Consider the following 16,484-nt stretch of genomic DNA (forward strand, 5'->3'; position numbering starts at 1 on the left):
CAAGACGCATGGCAGTTGTGATTGACGGGAAGGCGAAGGCGGCTTCGGTAACGGAGGCGGTCCGCAAATCGGCAGAAGCGCTTGAGGCGGAAAAGGGCGTAAAGCCCGGTCTCGCAGTCGTCATCGTCGGCAATGATCCGGCCAGCCACGCTTACGTGAACTCCAAGAGCAAGATGGCCAAGCAATGCGGCTTCAACTCCATCCAGCACACGCTGCCGGAAGAGACGACGCAAGGTGAGCTTTTGAAGTTGGTCGGCGAATTGAACGCCGACGCCTCCATTCACGGCATTCTGGTGCAGCTGCCTTTGCCGAAGCATTTCAATTCCGATGAGATCATCCAGTCGATCCTGCCCGAGAAGGACGTCGATGGCCTGAGCGTGTTGAATGCGGGCAAGCTGGCGACCGGCGATCTCGCCACCGGGCTTATTTCCTGCACGCCAGCCGGCGCCATGCTTCTGGTCCGCGGCATTCACGGCGATGATCTTTCCGGCCTGAACGCCGTGGTCATCGGCCGCTCGAACCTGTTCGGCAAGCCCATGGGCCAGCTTCTCCTGAATGCCAACGCCACGGTGACCATGGCGCATTCGCGCACCAGTGACCTCGCGACCGTCTGCAAAACGGCCGATATTCTCGTGGCGGCGGTCGGCCGCGCGGCTATGGTGAAGGGCGACTGGGTGAAATCGGGCGCAACCGTCATCGATGTCGGCATCAACCGTATTCCTGCTCCCGAAAAGGGCGAAGGCAAATCGAAGCTTGTTGGCGATGTCGCCTTCGACGAGGCAAGTGCCGTTGCTGCCGCCATCACCCCCGTGCCCGGCGGCGTTGGCCCGATGACGATCGCCATGCTGATGGCGAATACCGTCATCGCCGCTCATCGCGCGCTCGGTGAGACCGCGCCGAAATTCTGATTGAATTGACTGGCCGGCTATTCTTTCGGAGCCGGCCCCGTCGAAGCGCGCACCACAAGCTCCGCCTTCCAGAGTTCCTGATGCGGTTCCGTCTGGTTCAGCTTGATGCGGTTGATCAGGCGCTGGCCGACGCGCACGCCCGCCGCCCGCAGCGACGAGCGTGTGGTCGTCAGCGGCACGGAAAAATTATCCGGCTTCAGCAGCGGCAGCACGTCGTCATGGGCGATCAGCGAAATATCCTTGCCGGGTTTCAACCCCCGCTGGTTGAGCGAGCGGATCGCGCCCAGCGCAAGCGCGGTACTGGCGCAGAGGATGGCGGTCGGTTTTTCCGGCTGGGACAGCAGCGCCTCCATGCCGAGATAACCTTCCTCGTCCGTCATGCTGCTGTGCCGTTTATTGGCCGGGTGCAGGGCGAGGCCGCTTGCCTCCAGCGCCTTCTCCACCCCGAGACAGCGCCGATAGGTAAAGTCATAGCCCTCCGGGCCGTTCAAAAGCCCGATGCGCTTATGGCCGAGCTGGAGGAGAAGCTGGGCCGCATCGCGAAACGCGCCTTCATTGTCCACATCGAGATAGGGATAATTCTCCTCCACGCCGACGGACCTGCCATGCACGAGGAAGGGCAGGGAGAGCGATTGCATCATGGCGATGCGCGCATCGTTCTTCTTCATATAGGCGAGATAGATGCCATCGACACTGCCGCTTGCCGCCAGCCCACGCAGGGCTTCGCGCTCCTTTTCCGGCTCCGTCGGCATGATGACGAGGTGAAAACCGCTGCGCGACGCTTCTTCGCCGAGACCGCTTAAGAATTCGCCGAAATGCACATCGGACCGGTGGTGTTCGCCAATCGGCATGACGAGCCCGATGGAGCCGACCTTGCCGGTCGCCAGCCGCTGCGCCGCGGCGTTCGGGCGATAGCCCGTCTTTTCGGCGGCTTCCATGACGCGGCGGCGGGTTTCGGCGCTAACCTCGGGGTAGCCGTTGAGCGCCCTGCTGATGGTCGTCTGCGAAATGCCCAGCAGTTGCGACAACTGTTTCAGGTTCATGTCTCTATTGTCCTCCATGCGTGCGCTCAAGAACACGGCAAAGCCTCTCCTCAATTCCAAAGCGCTTTAGATTTTTACCAGCCTCCACCGCATTTCTCAATCGAAAAGCATAGCCGCCTTCCTAATTAAATATGACTATTCATAAGGCACTGCAACGTTTCCGAACAAAGAGCCTCTTGACTCCGTCTTGATGACAATGAGATGAATAGACAGCCAAAGCGCTTTGATTGGAGAGGACGCTTTGAGCCTTTTATGTGATGGGAGGTAAATCACATGCAGAAGACTCTTTTGGCGACGGCGGCTTCGATCATGCTGCTGTCCGGTGCGGCCTTTGCCGCCGACCTGAAATTTGCACCCGGCGGAGACGCCAAGTTCAACTGGAAAAGCTACGAGAACTTCAAGGCGGCCCATGCCGACCTGAAGGGCCAGACGCTGACGATTTTCGGGCCCTGGCGCGGTGAGGATGAGGCCCTGTTCCAGTCGGTGCTCGCCTATTTCGCCGATGCGACCGGCGTGAATGTCCGTTATTCCTCGTCGGAAAATTACGAGCAGCAGATCGTCATCGATACGCAGGCTGGCTCGCCGCCCAATATCGCCATCCTGCCGCAGCCCGGTCTTCTGGCCGATCTCGCGGCCAAGGGCTTCCTCGTGCCGCTCGGTGACAAGACCGCCGACTGGGTCAAGGAAAATTACGGCGCGGGCCAGTCCTGGGTCGATCTCGGCAGCTACAAGGGCAAGGACGGCAACAAGGCCTATTTCGCTTTCCCCTTCAAGGCGGATGTGAAGTCGCTTGTCTGGTACGTGCCTGAGAACTTCGAGGAAGCGGGCTATAAAGTGCCCGAGAGCATGGAAGACCTGTTCAAGCTGACGGACCAGATCGTTGCCGATGGCGGCACGCCCTGGTGCATCGGTCTCGGCTCCGGCGGCGCCACCGGCTGGCCGGCAACCGACTGGGTGGAAGACCTGATGCTGCGCACACAGCCGCTCGACGTCTACCAGAAATGGACGACCAACGAGGTCAAGTTCACCGATCCGGCCGTGGTCGAGGCGATCAACGAGTTCGGCAAATTCGCCAAGAATGAAAAATATGTCAGCGGCGGCGTCGCGGCCGTGGCCTCCACCGACTTCCGCGATAGCCCGAAGGGCCTCTTCGACATTCCGCCGAAGTGCTACCTGCACCATCAGGCATCGTTCATTCCGTCCTTCTTCCCTGAAGGCACCAAGGTGGGGACGGATGCGGATTTCTTCTACATGCCGACCTATGCTTCCAAGCCTGACCTCGGCAAGCCGGTTCTCGGCGCCGGCACGCTCGTCACCATCACCAAGGAAGCACCTGCGGCCAAGGCATTCGTCGAATTCCTGCAGACCCCGATCGCCCATGAGGTCTGGATGGCGCAGTCCAGCTTCCTGACGCCCTATAAGGGTGTGAACGTCGACACCTATGCCAATGAGCAGATGAAGCGACAGGGCGAAATCCTGACGACCGCGACAAGCTTCGGCTTTGATGGTTCCGACCTGATGCCCGGCAAGATTGGTGCCGGCGCATTCTGGACCGGCATGATCGATTTCGTCGGCGGCAAGTCCGCCGATCAGGTCGCCGCCGATATCCAGAAGGCCTGGGACGGCCTGAAGTAACAATCGGCCGAGCAGATTCCGGAAAAATGTTCTGCGGTTTTCCGGTCAGAATCTGCGGTAAAACAAAAGTCCCGGTGGTTTGCTGCCGGGCCTTTACCAATGGAGCGGCCCGACGACCGCATAAAATCAGCGCGGCGCGGAGAGGATCAAGGGAGGGAACATGGCTCAACAACTCGTGTCTGCCATCGGCGTCATGGTGGCGGGCGTTTTTGCCTGCGCTGCCTATTACTGGCTATCCGACAAGGCGCTGCAGGTGATCTTCCCCGTCCGCTCGGGAGACGTCATTCATGCATCCCGCAATCTCAACCGCCGCGCCGCCGTCCGGCCCTGGCTGTTCATCGGCCCGGCGCTGATCCTTCTGCTGGTCTATCTGGTGTACCCTGTCATCGCCACGCTGATCCTGTCCTTCTATGACCGGACCGGCAGCGAATTCGTCGGTCTCGCCAATTATCGCTGGGCGTTTTTCGATGCCGGTTTCCGCCAATCGATCTTCAACAATATTCTCTGGCTCGCCGTCGTGCCGGCCGCCTGCACCTTCTTTGGCCTCGTCATCGCCGTCATGACCGACCGTATCTGGTGGGGCAACATCGCCAAATCCATCGTCTTCATGCCGATGGCGATTTCTTTCGTCGGTGCCTCCGTCATCTGGAAATTCATCTACGAATACCGCGCCGAAGGCCAGGTGCAGATCGGCCTCTTGAACGCCATCGTCGAGTTTTTCGGCGGCAGCCCGGAGGTGTGGATTTCCATGCCCTTCTGGAACAATTTCTTCCTGATGGTCATCCTCATCTGGATCCAGACCGGTTTTGCCATGGTCATCCTGTCGGCGGCGCTGCGCGGCATTCCGGAAGAAACCATCGAGGCGGCTGTCATCGATGGCGCCAATGGCTGGCAGATTTTCTGGAAGATCATGGTTCCGCAAATCTGGGGCACCATCGCCGTGGTCTGGACGACGATCACCATTCTCGTGCTCAAGGTCTTCGATATCGTGCTGACCATGACCAACGGCCAATGGAACACCATGGTTCTCGCCAATCTCATGTTCGACTGGATGTTCCGCGGCGGCGGCGACAGCGGCCGAAGTGCGGTCATCGCGCTTATCATCATGGCGGCCGTCACCCCCATCATGGTCTGGAACATCCGCCAGGCGAACCGCGAGATGGAGGGCCGCTGAGATGAATATCGTCAAACGCCTTCGCCGCGTCGGCCTGCCGCGCCTCATCGTCCACGCCAGCGTCCTCGTCGTCGTGCTGCTCTGGCTTTTGCCCACGCTCGGCATTCTCGTCAGCTCGCTGCGTGACAAGGACCAGATCACCGTTTCAGGCTGGTGGACGGCCTTCTCCAGTTCCGAACAGACCTCGGCGGTTCGCCTTGCCGATGCCTCCGTGCAGAAGCAGGATGGCAGCCGCTACGTCATATCAGGCAATGTTTTCGAGAACGGGCAGGGTGGCCAGGTCGCCGCCTTCGGCGTTCGCGTCCAGGAGCCGACGGCCTTCAAAGCCGGGGAGGCTGCAGATATAGGTGACGGCGAAACACTTCTCGTCAATTCGGACGGCACTTATGAATACAGCAAGGCTGCAAGCTTTGAGGGTTCGCGCGGCAAGCGCGTCTATATTTCCGTCGCGACGCCGCCGGTCTTCACGCTCGACAACTATCGGACGGTCTTGACCTCGGAAGGCATCGGCCAGTCCTTCGTCAACTCGCTGACCGTGGCCGTGCCGGCAACCGTCATTCCCATTCTCATCGCCGCCTTCGCCGCCTATGCCCTGTCATGGATGAGCTTTTCCGGCCGCAATCTGCTGATTGCCATGGTGGTGGGCCTGATCGTCGTGCCGCTGCAGATGTCGCTGATCCCGCTGCTGCGGCTTTATAATGAGATAGGCACCATTTTCGGCGTGCCGTCCAAGACCTATGCCGGCATCTGGCTGGCGCACACCGCGTTCGGCCTGCCGCTCGCCATCTATCTGCTGCGCAACTATATTTCCGGCCTGCCGAAAGAGATCATCGAAAGCGCCCGTGTGGATGGCGCGAGCGATTTCGAAATCTTCGTCAAGATCATTCTGCCGCTCTCCTTCCCGGCGCTCGCCTCCTTCGCCATCTTCCAGTTCCTGTGGACCTGGAACGACCTGCTCGTCGCCATGGTCTTCCTCGGCACGCAGAAGGACGAGCTGGTGCTGACTGGTGCGTTGAACGCGCTGCTCGGCTCGCGCGGCGGCAACTGGGAAATCCTCACCGCCTCGGCCTTTGTCACCATCATCGTGCCGCTCTGCGTCTTCTTCGCCCTTCAACGTTATCTCGTGCGTGGCCTGCTCGCAGGCTCCGTCAAGGGAGGCTGATCATTCCATGAACGCCCATACCAGACAGGACACTTCCATGACCGCTTCGGTGACTTCCGCTTTGACGCCCAACAAGGACTGGTGGCGTGGTGCTGTGATCTATCAGATCTATCCGCGCTCCTATCAGGACTCCAATGGCGACGGCATTGGCGATCTCAAGGGCATCACCGACCGGCTGGCGCATATTGCTGGCCTCGGTGCCGACGCCATCTGGATTTCGCCCTTCTTCACCTCGCCGATGAAGGATTTCGGCTACGACGTCTCGAACTATGTCGATGTCGATCCGATGTTCGGCACGCTCGCCGATTTCGACGGGCTGATCGCGGAAGCCCACCGTCTCGGCATCCGCGTCATGATCGACCTCGTCATGTCGCACACGTCGGACCAGCATCCATGGTTCGTGGAAAGCCGCGCCAGCCGCAATAACCCCAAATCAGATTGGTATGTCTGGTCAGACAGCAAGCCGGATGGCACGCCGCCCAATAACTGGCTGTCGATCTTCGGCGGTTCGGGCTGGCAGTGGGACCCGACCCGCATGCAATATTACATGCACAACTTCCTGACATCGCAGCCGGACCTCAACCTGCATAATCCGGAAGTTCAGGAAGAGCTGCTGAACATCACCCGTTTCTGGCTGAAGCGCGGCGTCGATGGTTTCCGCCTCGACACCATCAATTTCTATTTCCACGACCTTGAGCTGCGCGACAACCCGGCGCTGGCGCCGGAGCGCCGCAACGCCTCCACCGCGCCTGCGGTCAATCCCTATAACTTCCAGGAGCATCTCTACGACAAGAACCGCCCGGAAAACATCGCCTTCCTGAAGCGCTTCCGCGCGGTGCTGGACGAGTTTCCGGATATCGCCGCCGTGGGCGAAGTGGGTGATAGCCAGCGCGGTCTCGAAATCGTTGGTGAATATACCTCCGGCGATGACAAGATGCAGATGTGCTATGCCTTCGAATTTCTGGCGCCGGATGCGCTGACCCCGCAGCGCGTTGCCGATGTGCAGGCGGATTTTGCGAGAGCCGCTCCTGAGGGCTGGGCCTGCTGGGCCTTCTCCAACCACGATGTCGTGCGCCATGTCAGCCGCTGGGGCGAGCATGTCGAAGATAAGGATGCCTTCGCCAAGGTACTTTCGGCGCTCTTGATGACGCAGCGCGGTTCCGTCTGCATCTATGAGGGTGAAGAACTCGGCCTCACCGAAGCGGATATTGCTTTCGAAGATTTGCAGGATCCCTACGGAATCCAGTTCTGGCCGGAGTTCAAGGGCCGCGACGGTTGCCGCACGCCAATGGTGTGGGATGCCGGTCATGCGCAGGCGGGTTTCTCGACCGCCGACAAGACGTGGCTGCCCATTCCTGCCGAGCACAAGCAGCGCGCCGTAAGCGCCCAGCAGGGCAACGAGGCTTCGGTGCTGGAACACTATCGCCGTTTCCTGAGCTTCCGCAAAAAGCACCCGGCTTTTGCCAAGGGCGGCATCGAATTCCAGCCGGTTGAGGGAGAGGTGCTGAGCTACACCCGCACGCTGGGCAACGAAACCGTGCTTTGCCTCTTCAATCTCGCCGCCACGCCGGCAAAAGCCACGCTGCCGGAAGGGAACTGGGAGGTTCTCGAAGGTCACGGCTTTGCAAGCGGTCTTGAAGGCAGAAGCGTAGAACTTCCGGCATGGGGCGCTTTCTTCGCCCGTTACGCCTGACAGATGAGGGAGGAACACCCATGACAAGTCTCGTTCTCAAGGATATCCGCAAATCATACGGGCAGGTGAAAGTCCTGCACGGCATCGATCTGGAGATCGAACAGGGCGAATTCATCGTTTTCGTCGGGCCCTCGGGCTGCGGAAAATCGACGCTGCTGCGCATGATCGCCGGTCTTGAGGAAATCACCGGCGGCGAGATGTATATTGACGGTCAGCTCGTCAATGAAATCCCGCCCTCGCGCCGGGGCATCGCCATGGTGTTCCAGTCCTATGCGCTTTATCCGCATATGACGGTCTATGACAACATGGCCTTCGGCATGAAGATCGCCAAGGAAAACAAGCAGGAGATCGACCGCCGGGTTCGTGCCGCCGCCGAAATCCTGCAATTGACGCAATATCTGGGACGTCTGCCCAAGGCGCTCTCCGGTGGTCAGCGTCAGCGCGTCGCCATCGGCCGCGCCATCTGCCGCAATCCCAAGGTCTTCTTGTTCGATGAGCCTTTGTCGAACCTCGATGCCGCCCTGCGTGTCGCCACCCGCATCGAGATCGCCAAGCTTAACGAGCAGATGGCCGATACGACGATGATCTACGTCACCCACGACCAGGTGGAGGCGATGACGCTGGCGGATCGCATCGTTGTTTTGAATGCGGGCCGTGTGGAGCAGGTCGGCCCGCCGCTCGAACTTTACGAAAGGCCGGCCAACCTCTTCGTGGCGAAGTTCATCGGCTCGCCCGCCATGAACATCATTTCGGCGAAGATCGTCGGAACCGGTGAACGGACCTCGATCGAACTCGTCGGTGGCAAGACACTTGCCGTTAATGTTCCTACACCCGCAACCGAGCAAGGCAAGGCCGCAAGCTTCGGTGTCCGGCCGGAAGATCTGAGCATCGTCACCGGCGATGACTATCTTTTCGAAGGCAAAGTCTCGATTGTCGAGGCTCTGGGCGAAGTGACGCTGCTCTATCTCGAGGCTCCGAACGGGCAGGAGCCGATCATCGTCAAGATACCGGGCATCCTTTCAGTCTCCAAGGGGGAAACCCTGCGGTTTGCAGCACCGCAGGAAAAGCTCCATCTCTTCGACGCTGACGGCAAGACCTATCGTCCATAATCGCTGGCAGTACCTTAAAACACGCCCCGGAACCTCGCCGTTCCGGGGTTTTTTCGTGACTTTTTGCCACTGTGGAAAAACAACGGAAATGTCCCGCTTCCGGTCCGTTAGAGGCAAGTCTGATATGAATTGTTAAAGACTATGGCCTAGTCTCGATCTGTTAAGAGAGCATGGGAGTCCGGGCGTGCAGAGCAGTGCGGGTGTCATCAGGAACAATTACCTGAGCAAAGAAGAATCCTTCATGTACGACCGCGAAGGCCGGTTTCGCATGGAAGACACCATGAATGCCGCGCGCATCGAATATACCGAGAAGGCCGTCATGCATATGGCGGCGCGGCGCTGCGACGTCATCCGCATCTCCCAGACCGAAGCGGTGCTGGCGCTGCTGACCAAATACAGCCTGCCGAACCAGTTCTATCTTGATATTCCCGACGCCCGCATCACCAAGATCGGCTGCGTGATGTTGCGCGTCAACGCCAACAACACCATCCACGTCCGTTTCCTGCGGATATTGACGCAGAAAGAACTGGACCGCGTTTTTGTGTTCAGTACGCACCCGGCGCATCGGGACCGGAAGCTCGATATCCGGTCTTTCTGAAACATCCAAAGCTGTCGAAAGGACTTAAGAAAGCCCGCCCAGAACCGTCTGCTTCAGCTTCACTTCAGGCACTTCCGTGAACGCAAGATCGCTGCGGCCGAAATAAGATTTCTGGTTGGTGGCCGACCAGTCGTTGCAGACGAGCTTGTAACGTTGTTTCGTTTCCGGCTTCTCCGGCATGGCGTAGAGATAATCGCCGGTGCGCGCAGCAAGCGGAATGTCGCCGTCCTGGTTGCAACGTTCAAGGATCTGGGCAAGCGCTTCGCCATCCACTTCCGTCACCATCAGTTTGCCGTCGAAACGCAGCGAGGCGTTGAAATCATAGCGGCGAATATCGCCCTGCGGCAGGCCGGCGCCGAGCGAAGTATGGCCGATGAAACCGACATCCGCGCCGGTTTTCGCAGCGATAAGCTGCCCCACACGGCGTCCGGCCTCATCGACAGTCATTGCCTTGGCGGATTTACCGACAACCGCCCGTTCTTCCGCCGTCAGGTGCTTTTCGAGCGTCTGCTCGATCAGGCTCTTGAGGGCCGGGGAGGCGGGAGCGCCGCTATCGATCGCGATCGTTTCGATGGCCGGAGCCTTGCCGGGGGCGGAGATCGTTGCCACCGTCATGGATGTGCACCATGAGCCGGTATGGACATAACGCGTGGCGCCCTGTTCATGCACGAAGTTCAGGTGATCGTGACCGCCGACCAGCAGCGTGCCATCCGGTAGCAGCGACAGGATATCGCGGTCGGCAACGACGCCGGCATGGCTCAAGACGATGTTGATAGCGCCCGACTTAACAATGCCAGGCAGATTGGCCTTGGCCCATTCGACCGGCTGCGGAATGTCGAGCATCTCGCGCGTCGCCTTCGGATAGGTGTTGATCGCATTGGTGGCGAGACCCGCCACGATGACCTGCCGCCCGCCGACGCTCACCTCGGCACGATCAGGCGCATAGGGCTTTCCACTGCGCTTATCGTTGATGTTGGACAGCACGGTGATGCCGAGTGCCTGGGCGCGATTGACGAAATTGGCAAGATCATTGTCGATATCGGGTTCATGATTGCCGATATTGATGACGGTGGGGGCGAGCTTGGCGAGTGCAGCGAGGAACGTCCACTCGATTTCGCCGGCCGAACGTGTGGCCACTGCGTTACCGAGTTCGAACAGGTCGCCATTCAGCAGGATGATGTGAGGCGTCTTGTCGGCAGCGATGCGCATTTCGATGGCCGTGAGAAGCTGGCCGATGCGCTCATAAGCCGAATGCAGGTCGGAGATCACGATCGCACGCAGCGCGACATCCTGCGCCGTCGCTGGCGTGGCCAAGGCAATCAGCGGCAGCACGGCTGTGCCAGCCATAAGCTTCAGCACATCGCGGCGTTTGCTTGAGAAAATCGTCATGTCTGGTCCCATCATCCGAAACTGCACCGTCGTCCCACGGTTGCTCGAGAAGGCCCTATAGGGCGATCATCACAGCCGCATGACAAGTGTGACTTTTAAGAAATGGGAAATAAAGCGGTTTCTGTGCCGGATTATCAGAGGCGGGAAAGCGCAGTCGAACGATACCGCAAAGCAGGGTTGAAAGGCGAAAACCGCATCGGCCTTCGCCCTCCAAAAATCAATGGAAGAGCACGCTGGCGCCCTGATCGGCCGGGCCGGCATTGCGGCGGAAGGGGGCGAACAGTTCGCGGCCCATGCCCCATTCATTACCGGACAGATCGGCACGCGCCGGTTCGCGTTTCGCCAGTTCGGCGGCGGACACCAGCACTTCCAGCGTTCCCGAAATGGCGTCGAGACGGATGATGTCGCCATCGCGGATAAGCGAGATCGGGCCGCAGTCGGAAGCTTCCGGCGTGACATGGATGGCGGCCGGCACCTTGCCGGATGCGCCGGACATGCGCCCGTCCGTCACCAGCGCCACCTTGAAGCCGCGATCCTGCAGCACGCCGAGCGGCGGCGTCAGGCGGTGCAGTTCCGGCATGCCGTTGGCCTTCGGTCCCTGGAAGCGCACGACGGCGATGAAGTCTCGGTTGAGCTTGCCGTCCTTGAAGGCGTCCTGAAGCTCCTGCTGGTCGTTGAAGACGATCGCCGGCGCTTCGATGATGTGGCGTTCCGGCTTGACGGCGGAAATCTTGATGACCGATTTGCCGAGATTGCCCGTCAGCATCTTCAGACCGCCGGTCGGCTGGAACGGGGTCTCGATGCTGGAAAGCACCTTCGGGTCGTGGCTCTGCTCGGGCGAAGGCTGGCGGACGACCGCACCCTTCTCGTCAAGCTTGGCATCCACGGTGTAAGCCTCAAGGCCATGTCCGAAGACGGTGCGGACATCGTCATGCACGAAGCCCTGTTTCAGAAGCTGCTTGATGAGGAAGCCCATGCCGCCGGCGGCGTGGAAGTGGTTCACATCCGCAAGTCCGTTGGGATAGACGCGGGCCAATAGCGGCACGATGTCGGAAAGATCGGAAATATCCTGCCAGGTGAGGATGATGCCGGCGGCGCGCGCCATGGCGATCAGATGCATGGTGTGGTTGGTGGAGCCACCCGTCGCATGCAGGCCGACGACGCCGTTGACGACCGATCTCTCGTCGATCATCTCGCCCGCCGGCGTGAATTCATTACCCTGCGCGGTAATCGCCAGCGCGCGCTTGGCTGCCTCGCGCGTCAGCGCGTCGCGAAGTGGCGTGCCGGGGTTGATGAAGGAGGAACCGGGCATATGGAAGCCCATGATCTCCATCAGCATCTGGTTCGAATTGGCGGTGCCGTAGAAGGTGCAGGTGCCCGGGCCGTGATAGGATTTCGATTCCGCCTCCAGTAGCTCCTCGCGGCCAACCTTGCCTTCGGCGTAAAGCTGGCGGATGCGCGACTTCTCGTCATTCGGCAGGCCTGACGTCATCGGGCCGGCGGGAACGAAGACGGCGGGCAGGTGACCGAAGGCGAGTGCCGCGATCACGAGGCCGGGTACGATCTTGTCGCAGACACCGAGATAGACGGCGGCGTCGAACATGTTGTGCGACAGGCCGATGCCGGCCGCCATGGCGATGGCATCGCGGGAAAACAGCGAAAGCTCCATGCCCGGCTGGCCTTGCGTCACACCGTCACACATGGCGGGGACGGCGCCCGCCACCTGCGCGATGCCACCCGCTTCCTTGGCCGCATCGCGGATGATCGCCGGGAAGGTCTCATAGGGCTGGTGCGCCGAGAGCATGTCGTTGTAGGCGGTGATGATGCCGAGGTTTGGAACCCGGTCGCCGGCAAGGATGTCCTTGTCGGCGGGGGAACAGACCGCAAACCCGTGCGCAAGGTTGCCGCAGGAAAGCACGGAACGGTGAACGCCTTTTGAGACCTGCAGCCGCAACCGCTCGAGATAGGTCTCGCGGTAAGGCTTGGAACGTTCGACGATGCGGGCGGTGATGGCCTGAATGCGGGAATCGGCGGACATGGGCGTTCATCCTGTTCGTTGGTCGGCAACCGGCGTTCCGGGAGGTGAACGGCCGGTTATCGTGTTTCTGTCTTCATGTCTTCGGGGCGCTTGTCGCCGGGCCGCGCGTGCGGCGGTACTTTCGGCTTACGGCGCCCAGTATATATCCACGGGCGTTTCTGCCCGGTTCAGCACGGCGCGAACAGGCATTTCGTCCTCATCCTCACCCGATTGGGCTTTTTCAAGCGTCGCCTTTTTGGCTGCGCCTTCAATGTGCAGCACCAGAAAATCGGCGTCATGCAGGCTGGAGAAATTGAAGGTCAACCGCTCCTCTCCCGCATTCTCGGCCGCCATGGTCAAGACGCCGCGTGGCTCATCAAGGTCTAGCGCCTCATAGAGATTGTCGCCACCGGGGAAGAACGATGCCGTATGGCCATCCGTTCCCATGCCCAGAATGACGACATCGAAAGGATCGCAGATCGCTTCGGTCTTCACGGTTGCGAGCGTCGCTGCATCCTCCGGCGAGGCCGCCGACTGGAAAAGCGGCACGAAATAGGCCGCTTTCGCCTTGTCCTGCAACAGGTTCTCGGCAACCAGGCGATGGTTCGAGCGGTCGCTTTCCGGCGGCACGAAGCGTTCGTCCACCAGCGTCACGCTGATATTGGGCCAGTCTAGATCGTGTTTGGAAAGCGCCTGGAAAAACAGCTTGGGCGTCGAGCCGCCGGAAACGGCGATGCTCGCCGTGCCGCGCTCCTGCGTTGCGGCCGAAAGGCGGCTGGCAACTTCTGTCGCCAGCGTGGAGGCCAGGTCGGCGGCGCTGTCGAAGACATGCAATGTCTCACTCATCTCCGTCATACTCAATCTCCATCGTGCCAGGTGCGGCCATCGCGCTCGATCAGCGCGATCGAGCCGCTCGGACCCCAGGTGCCGGCGGTATAACCCTGCACGCCCTGCGCCAGATCTTCCCAGCTCTTGAGAATGGGGTCGATCCAGTCCCATGCGGCCTCGACCTCGTCGCGGCGCATGAACAGCGTCTGGTTGGAGCGGATGGTGTCCATCAGAAGCCGCTCATAGGCATCGGGGCTGCGCACGTTGAAGGCTTCGGCAAAGCTCATGTCCAGCGACACCTGACGCAGGCGCATGCCGCCCGGGCCGGGGTCCTTGATGAGCAGCGACTGCTTGACGCCTTCATCGGGCTGCAGGCGAATGACCAGCTTGTTGGCCTCGATCTTGCCGGCTGCATCGTCGAAGATCGAATGCGGGATCTGCTTGAAGGTGACGACGATTTCCGAAACGCGGGTCGCGAGGCGCTTGCCGGTGCGGATGTAGAAGGGAACGCCGGCCCAGCGCCAGTTGGCGATTTCAGCCTTGATGGCGACGAAGGTTTCGGTGTTGGAAACGCCGCCTTCCAGCTCTTCCAGATAACCCTTGACCGGGCCGCCCGCGGAAGCGCCGGCGCGGTACTGGCCGCGAACCGTCTGCTTTTCGACATTGCTGGTGTTGATCGGCTTCAGAGAGCGCAGAACCTTGAGTTTTTCGTCACGCACGGCTTCCGCATTCATGGATGCGGGTGGCTCCATGGCCACGAGGCAAAGCAGCTGAAGGATATGGTTCTGCACCATGTCGCGCAGCGCACCGGCCTTGTCGTAATAACCGGCGCGGCCTTCAAGGCCAACCGCTTCGGCAACCGTGATCTGCACGTGGTCGATATGGGCAGAATTCCACAGCGGCTCGTAAAGCGCGTTGGCGAAACGCAGCGCCATCAGGTTCTGCACCGTCTCCTTGCCGAGATAGTGGTCGATACGGAAGATCTGCTCTTCCTTGAAGACATGGCCGATGGTGTCGTTCAGTTCCTGCGCGGAAGCGAGGTCACGGCCGATCGGTTTTTCAACGACGATGCGGGTCGAGCGGGTGATGAGCTTGTGCTCACGAATCTTGTCGGCGATATCGCCGAAAATGCCCGGCGCGACGGCCAGATAAAAGGCGCGTATGCGCTCCTTGCCCTCATCGAGCAGCTTCTTCAGCACGTCCCAGCCATTGCTGCCCTTGGCATCAACAGGCACGTAGAAAAGCCGGTTGAGGAAAAGCGTGACCTGCGCGTCGTCATATTCGCCGGCCTTCAGGTGCTCCTTCAGCGCGTCCTGCGCGAATTTGCGATATTCCTCATGGGTCATGACCGAACGCGACGCGCCGATGATGCGGGTCGGCTCCGTGAACTGGCCTTCGACCTGCCGGTGATAAAGGGCCGGCAGAAGCTTGCGCTCGGCAAGATCGCCCGTGCCGCCGAAAACGACACAATCAAAAGGTTCAACAGGAATGATCTGACTGCTCATATCGATTCTCTCGATCTTCAAGGGTTGGGGCATCAATAATCTAATCGATTTAAAAATGCCAGACTCAGTTATGTGAAATTATGAATTTTGGCTTTGTTCGCCCGTTCTGTTTCGGTAACTGGCTGTAAACATTATCCTAAAACCTGTCTCGCAACGCGTACCAAGATAGCGCCAGGAAAAGCAGCGGCGCGCGCATTGAAGTTCCGCCGGGGAATGCGGGCACCTTCAGCCGCGCAAATGGTTCCAGCATGTCCTTTTTGCCGAGTATGAGATCGGCATAGAGCTTGCCGCAATAATTCGACAGCATCACCCCATGACCGGAATAGCCGCCGATGGAGGTGACATCAGGCATGACTTCGCGCACGAACACCTGTCGCGGCAGGGTGATGCCGACGGAGCCGCCCCAGGAATGGGTGATGTCGATATTTTTCAGTGCGGGATAGATTTCCGCTATCTGTCGGCGGATATGGCTGGAAATGTCGCGCGGCGTATCGGCCGTATAGGCTTCACGTCCACCAAAAAGCAGCCGGTTGTCGGCCGTCTTGCGGAAATAGCGTACCACGAAACGCGAATCCGCCACGGCTTCCCGGCCTGGAATGATGTCGGGAAACGCATCGAGCGGTGCGGTCGCGCCGATAAAGGAGCGGATCGGCATGATATGGGCGGCCGTTATCGGCTCCAGATTGCCGATATAGGCATTGGTCGCGATCAGCACCTTTGTCGCCGTCAGATTGCCGGAGGGCGTTTCGATGATTGTCTTGCCGCCGGACTGGCGAATGGATCTGGCAGGCGTCATTTCGTGAATGCTGGCACCCGCAGCTTTCGCCGCCTTTGCCAGCCCGACCAAAAGCTTCAGCGGATGGATATGGCCGGTGCCGGTGTCGCGCGTGCCGCCGAAATAATGGGTGGAGCCGACGCGTTGACGCGCCTCGCCGCGTTCCATGTAGGAAATATGCGGATAGCCGTAGCGATTGTTCATCGCATCGACGCTTTTGCGATAGTCGTCCTCGTAGGCCGCCTTGTGCGCCACATAAAGCTGTCCCGGCAGATACTCCATGTCTATGCCGCGATTGACGGCGAAGCTGCGCACGTAATTCTTGGCATCCTCGGCAATGTCGAACAGCAGCTTCGATTGCTCGAAGCCGATCTCATCTTCCATTTCGTCGGGGAACGAACGCTGGCCGGTGCCGAACTGGCCGCCATTGCGGCCGGAAGCGCCATCGCCGAAACGATGCGCTTCGATGAGGGCGACCGAGACGCCGTTTTCGGCAAGGTTACAGGCGGCCTGTAGACCGGTATAACCGCCGCCGATAATCGCGACATCCACTTCTCTCGACCCATCGAGAGCGGGATAGTCCGGCCGCTCACCGACGGTTGCCTGATACCAGGAAATCCCCGGCGCAATCGGGCTTTGCCATGTCAT

13 protein-coding genes are annotated in these 16,484 nt (G+C 60.0%); 7 read left to right on the plus strand and 6 right to left on the minus strand.

Annotated features, from left to right (window positions below):
* Positions 1–8: 8 nt before the first annotated feature.
* A complete protein-coding gene (locus AKG12_RS00865) occupies positions 9–908 on the plus strand; it encodes a bifunctional methylenetetrahydrofolate dehydrogenase/methenyltetrahydrofolate cyclohydrolase (protein ID WP_052817112.1) in 900 nt (299 codons plus the stop codon).
* 17 nt (positions 909–925) lie between these two features.
* Here the strand turns inward: AKG12_RS00865 and AKG12_RS00870 are convergent, their stop codons facing one another.
* Positions 926–1,969, minus strand: a complete 1,044-nt coding sequence (locus AKG12_RS00870) for a LacI family DNA-binding transcriptional regulator (RefSeq protein WP_285277720.1) — start codon at positions 1,967–1,969, stop codon at positions 926–928.
* A gap of 255 nt (positions 1,970–2,224) precedes the next feature.
* Here AKG12_RS00870 and AKG12_RS00875 point away from each other — a divergent pair, with 255 nt between their 5' ends.
* The 6 genes from AKG12_RS00875 to AKG12_RS00900 all read left to right on the plus strand — a co-directional run bounded on the left by AKG12_RS00875 (position 2,225) and on the right by AKG12_RS00900 (position 9,322).
* Entirely contained in the window at positions 2,225–3,586 is a 1,362-nt protein-coding gene (locus tag AKG12_RS00875) for an ABC transporter substrate-binding protein (protein ID WP_052817117.1), read from the plus strand.
* A 160-nt stretch (positions 3,587–3,746) separates the two neighbouring features.
* On the plus strand, positions 3,747–4,760 hold the full coding sequence (locus AKG12_RS00880; protein WP_046800613.1) for a carbohydrate ABC transporter permease: 1,014 nt from the start codon (positions 3,747–3,749) through the stop codon (positions 4,758–4,760).
* Position 4,761: 1 nt separating this feature from the next.
* The gene (locus AKG12_RS00885; RefSeq protein ID WP_052817119.1) at positions 4,762–5,922 is read left to right on the plus strand and encodes a carbohydrate ABC transporter permease; all 1,161 of its coding nucleotides are present in this window, start codon (positions 4,762–4,764) and stop codon (positions 5,920–5,922) included.
* 37 nt (positions 5,923–5,959) lie between these two features.
* Complete coding sequence (bglA, locus tag AKG12_RS00890; protein WP_052817834.1) at positions 5,960–7,615, plus strand: beta-galactosidase BglA; 1,656 nt, start codon at positions 5,960–5,962, stop codon at positions 7,613–7,615.
* A 20-nt stretch (positions 7,616–7,635) separates the two neighbouring features.
* Positions 7,636–8,724 carry an ABC transporter ATP-binding protein gene (locus AKG12_RS00895; RefSeq protein ID WP_052817122.1) on the plus strand — a complete coding sequence of 363 codons (1,089 nt, stop codon included), beginning with the start codon at positions 7,636–7,638 and terminating at the stop codon, positions 8,722–8,724.
* Positions 8,725–8,965: 241 nt separating this feature from the next.
* Complete coding sequence (locus tag AKG12_RS00900; protein WP_046800738.1) at positions 8,966–9,322, plus strand: hypothetical protein; 357 nt, start codon at positions 8,966–8,968, stop codon at positions 9,320–9,322.
* 24 nt (positions 9,323–9,346) lie between these two features.
* Here the strand turns inward: AKG12_RS00900 and AKG12_RS00905 are convergent, their stop codons facing one another.
* From AKG12_RS00905 to AKG12_RS00925, 5 genes are all read right to left on the minus strand, one after another.
* Entirely contained in the window at positions 9,347–10,711 is a 1,365-nt protein-coding gene (locus AKG12_RS00905) for a metallophosphoesterase (protein WP_052817125.1), read from the minus strand.
* 217 nt (positions 10,712–10,928) lie between these two features.
* A complete protein-coding gene (edd, locus tag AKG12_RS00910; RefSeq protein ID WP_052817128.1) occupies positions 10,929–12,749 on the minus strand; it encodes a phosphogluconate dehydratase in 1,821 nt (606 codons plus the stop codon).
* Positions 12,750–12,875: 126 nt separating this feature from the next.
* A complete protein-coding gene (gene pgl / locus AKG12_RS00915; RefSeq protein ID WP_046800739.1) occupies positions 12,876–13,574 on the minus strand; it encodes a 6-phosphogluconolactonase in 699 nt (232 codons plus the stop codon).
* Positions 13,575–13,585: 11 nt separating this feature from the next.
* Positions 13,586–15,061 carry a glucose-6-phosphate dehydrogenase gene (gene zwf, locus AKG12_RS00920; RefSeq protein ID WP_046800618.1) on the minus strand — a complete coding sequence of 492 codons (1,476 nt, stop codon included), beginning with the start codon at positions 15,059–15,061 and terminating at the stop codon, positions 13,586–13,588.
* 136 nt (positions 15,062–15,197) lie between these two features.
* The gene (locus tag AKG12_RS00925) at positions 15,198–16,484 is read right to left on the minus strand and encodes an NAD(P)/FAD-dependent oxidoreductase (protein ID WP_052817130.1); all 1,287 of its coding nucleotides are present in this window, start codon (positions 16,482–16,484) and stop codon (positions 15,198–15,200) included.

The sequence above is a fragment of the Agrobacterium sp. SUL3 genome (assembly GCF_001263295.1).
Lineage (GTDB): Bacteria > Pseudomonadota > Alphaproteobacteria > Rhizobiales > Rhizobiaceae > Agrobacterium > Agrobacterium tomkonis.

What these genes read in the sequence shown, in the direction of transcription:
- pgl (WP_046800739.1), bottom strand. Translation starts at nt 13,574, where the DNA reads ATGAGTGAGACATTGCATGTCTTCGACAGCGCCGCCGACCTGGCCTCC.
- AKG12_RS00905 (WP_052817125.1), bottom strand. Translation starts at nt 10,711, where the DNA reads ATGACGATTTTCTCAAGCAAACGCCGCGATGTGCTGAAGCTTATGGCT.
- AKG12_RS00895 (WP_052817122.1), top strand. Translation starts at nt 7,636, where the DNA reads ATGACAAGTCTCGTTCTCAAGGATATCCGCAAATCATACGGGCAGGTG.
- AKG12_RS00870 (WP_285277720.1), bottom strand. Translation starts at nt 1,969, where the DNA reads ATGGAGGACAATAGAGACATGAACCTGAAACAGTTGTCGCAACTGCTG.
- AKG12_RS00875 (WP_052817117.1), top strand. Translation starts at nt 2,225, where the DNA reads ATGCAGAAGACTCTTTTGGCGACGGCGGCTTCGATCATGCTGCTGTCC.
- edd (WP_052817128.1), bottom strand. Translation starts at nt 12,749, where the DNA reads ATGTCCGCCGATTCCCGCATTCAGGCCATCACCGCCCGCATCGTCGAA.
- zwf (WP_046800618.1), bottom strand. Translation starts at nt 15,061, where the DNA reads ATGAGCAGTCAGATCATTCCTGTTGAACCTTTTGATTGTGTCGTTTTC.
- AKG12_RS00900 (WP_046800738.1), top strand. Translation starts at nt 8,966, where the DNA reads ATGTACGACCGCGAAGGCCGGTTTCGCATGGAAGACACCATGAATGCC.
- AKG12_RS00885 (WP_052817119.1), top strand. Translation starts at nt 4,762, where the DNA reads ATGAATATCGTCAAACGCCTTCGCCGCGTCGGCCTGCCGCGCCTCATC.
- AKG12_RS00880 (WP_046800613.1), top strand. Translation starts at nt 3,747, where the DNA reads ATGGCTCAACAACTCGTGTCTGCCATCGGCGTCATGGTGGCGGGCGTT.
- AKG12_RS00865 (WP_052817112.1), top strand. Translation starts at nt 9, where the DNA reads ATGGCAGTTGTGATTGACGGGAAGGCGAAGGCGGCTTCGGTAACGGAG.
- bglA (WP_052817834.1), top strand. Translation starts at nt 5,960, where the DNA reads ATGACCGCTTCGGTGACTTCCGCTTTGACGCCCAACAAGGACTGGTGG.
- AKG12_RS00925 (WP_052817130.1), bottom strand. Translation starts at nt 16,484, where the DNA reads ATGACATGGCAAAGCCCGATTGCGCCGGGGATTTCCTGGTATCAGGCA.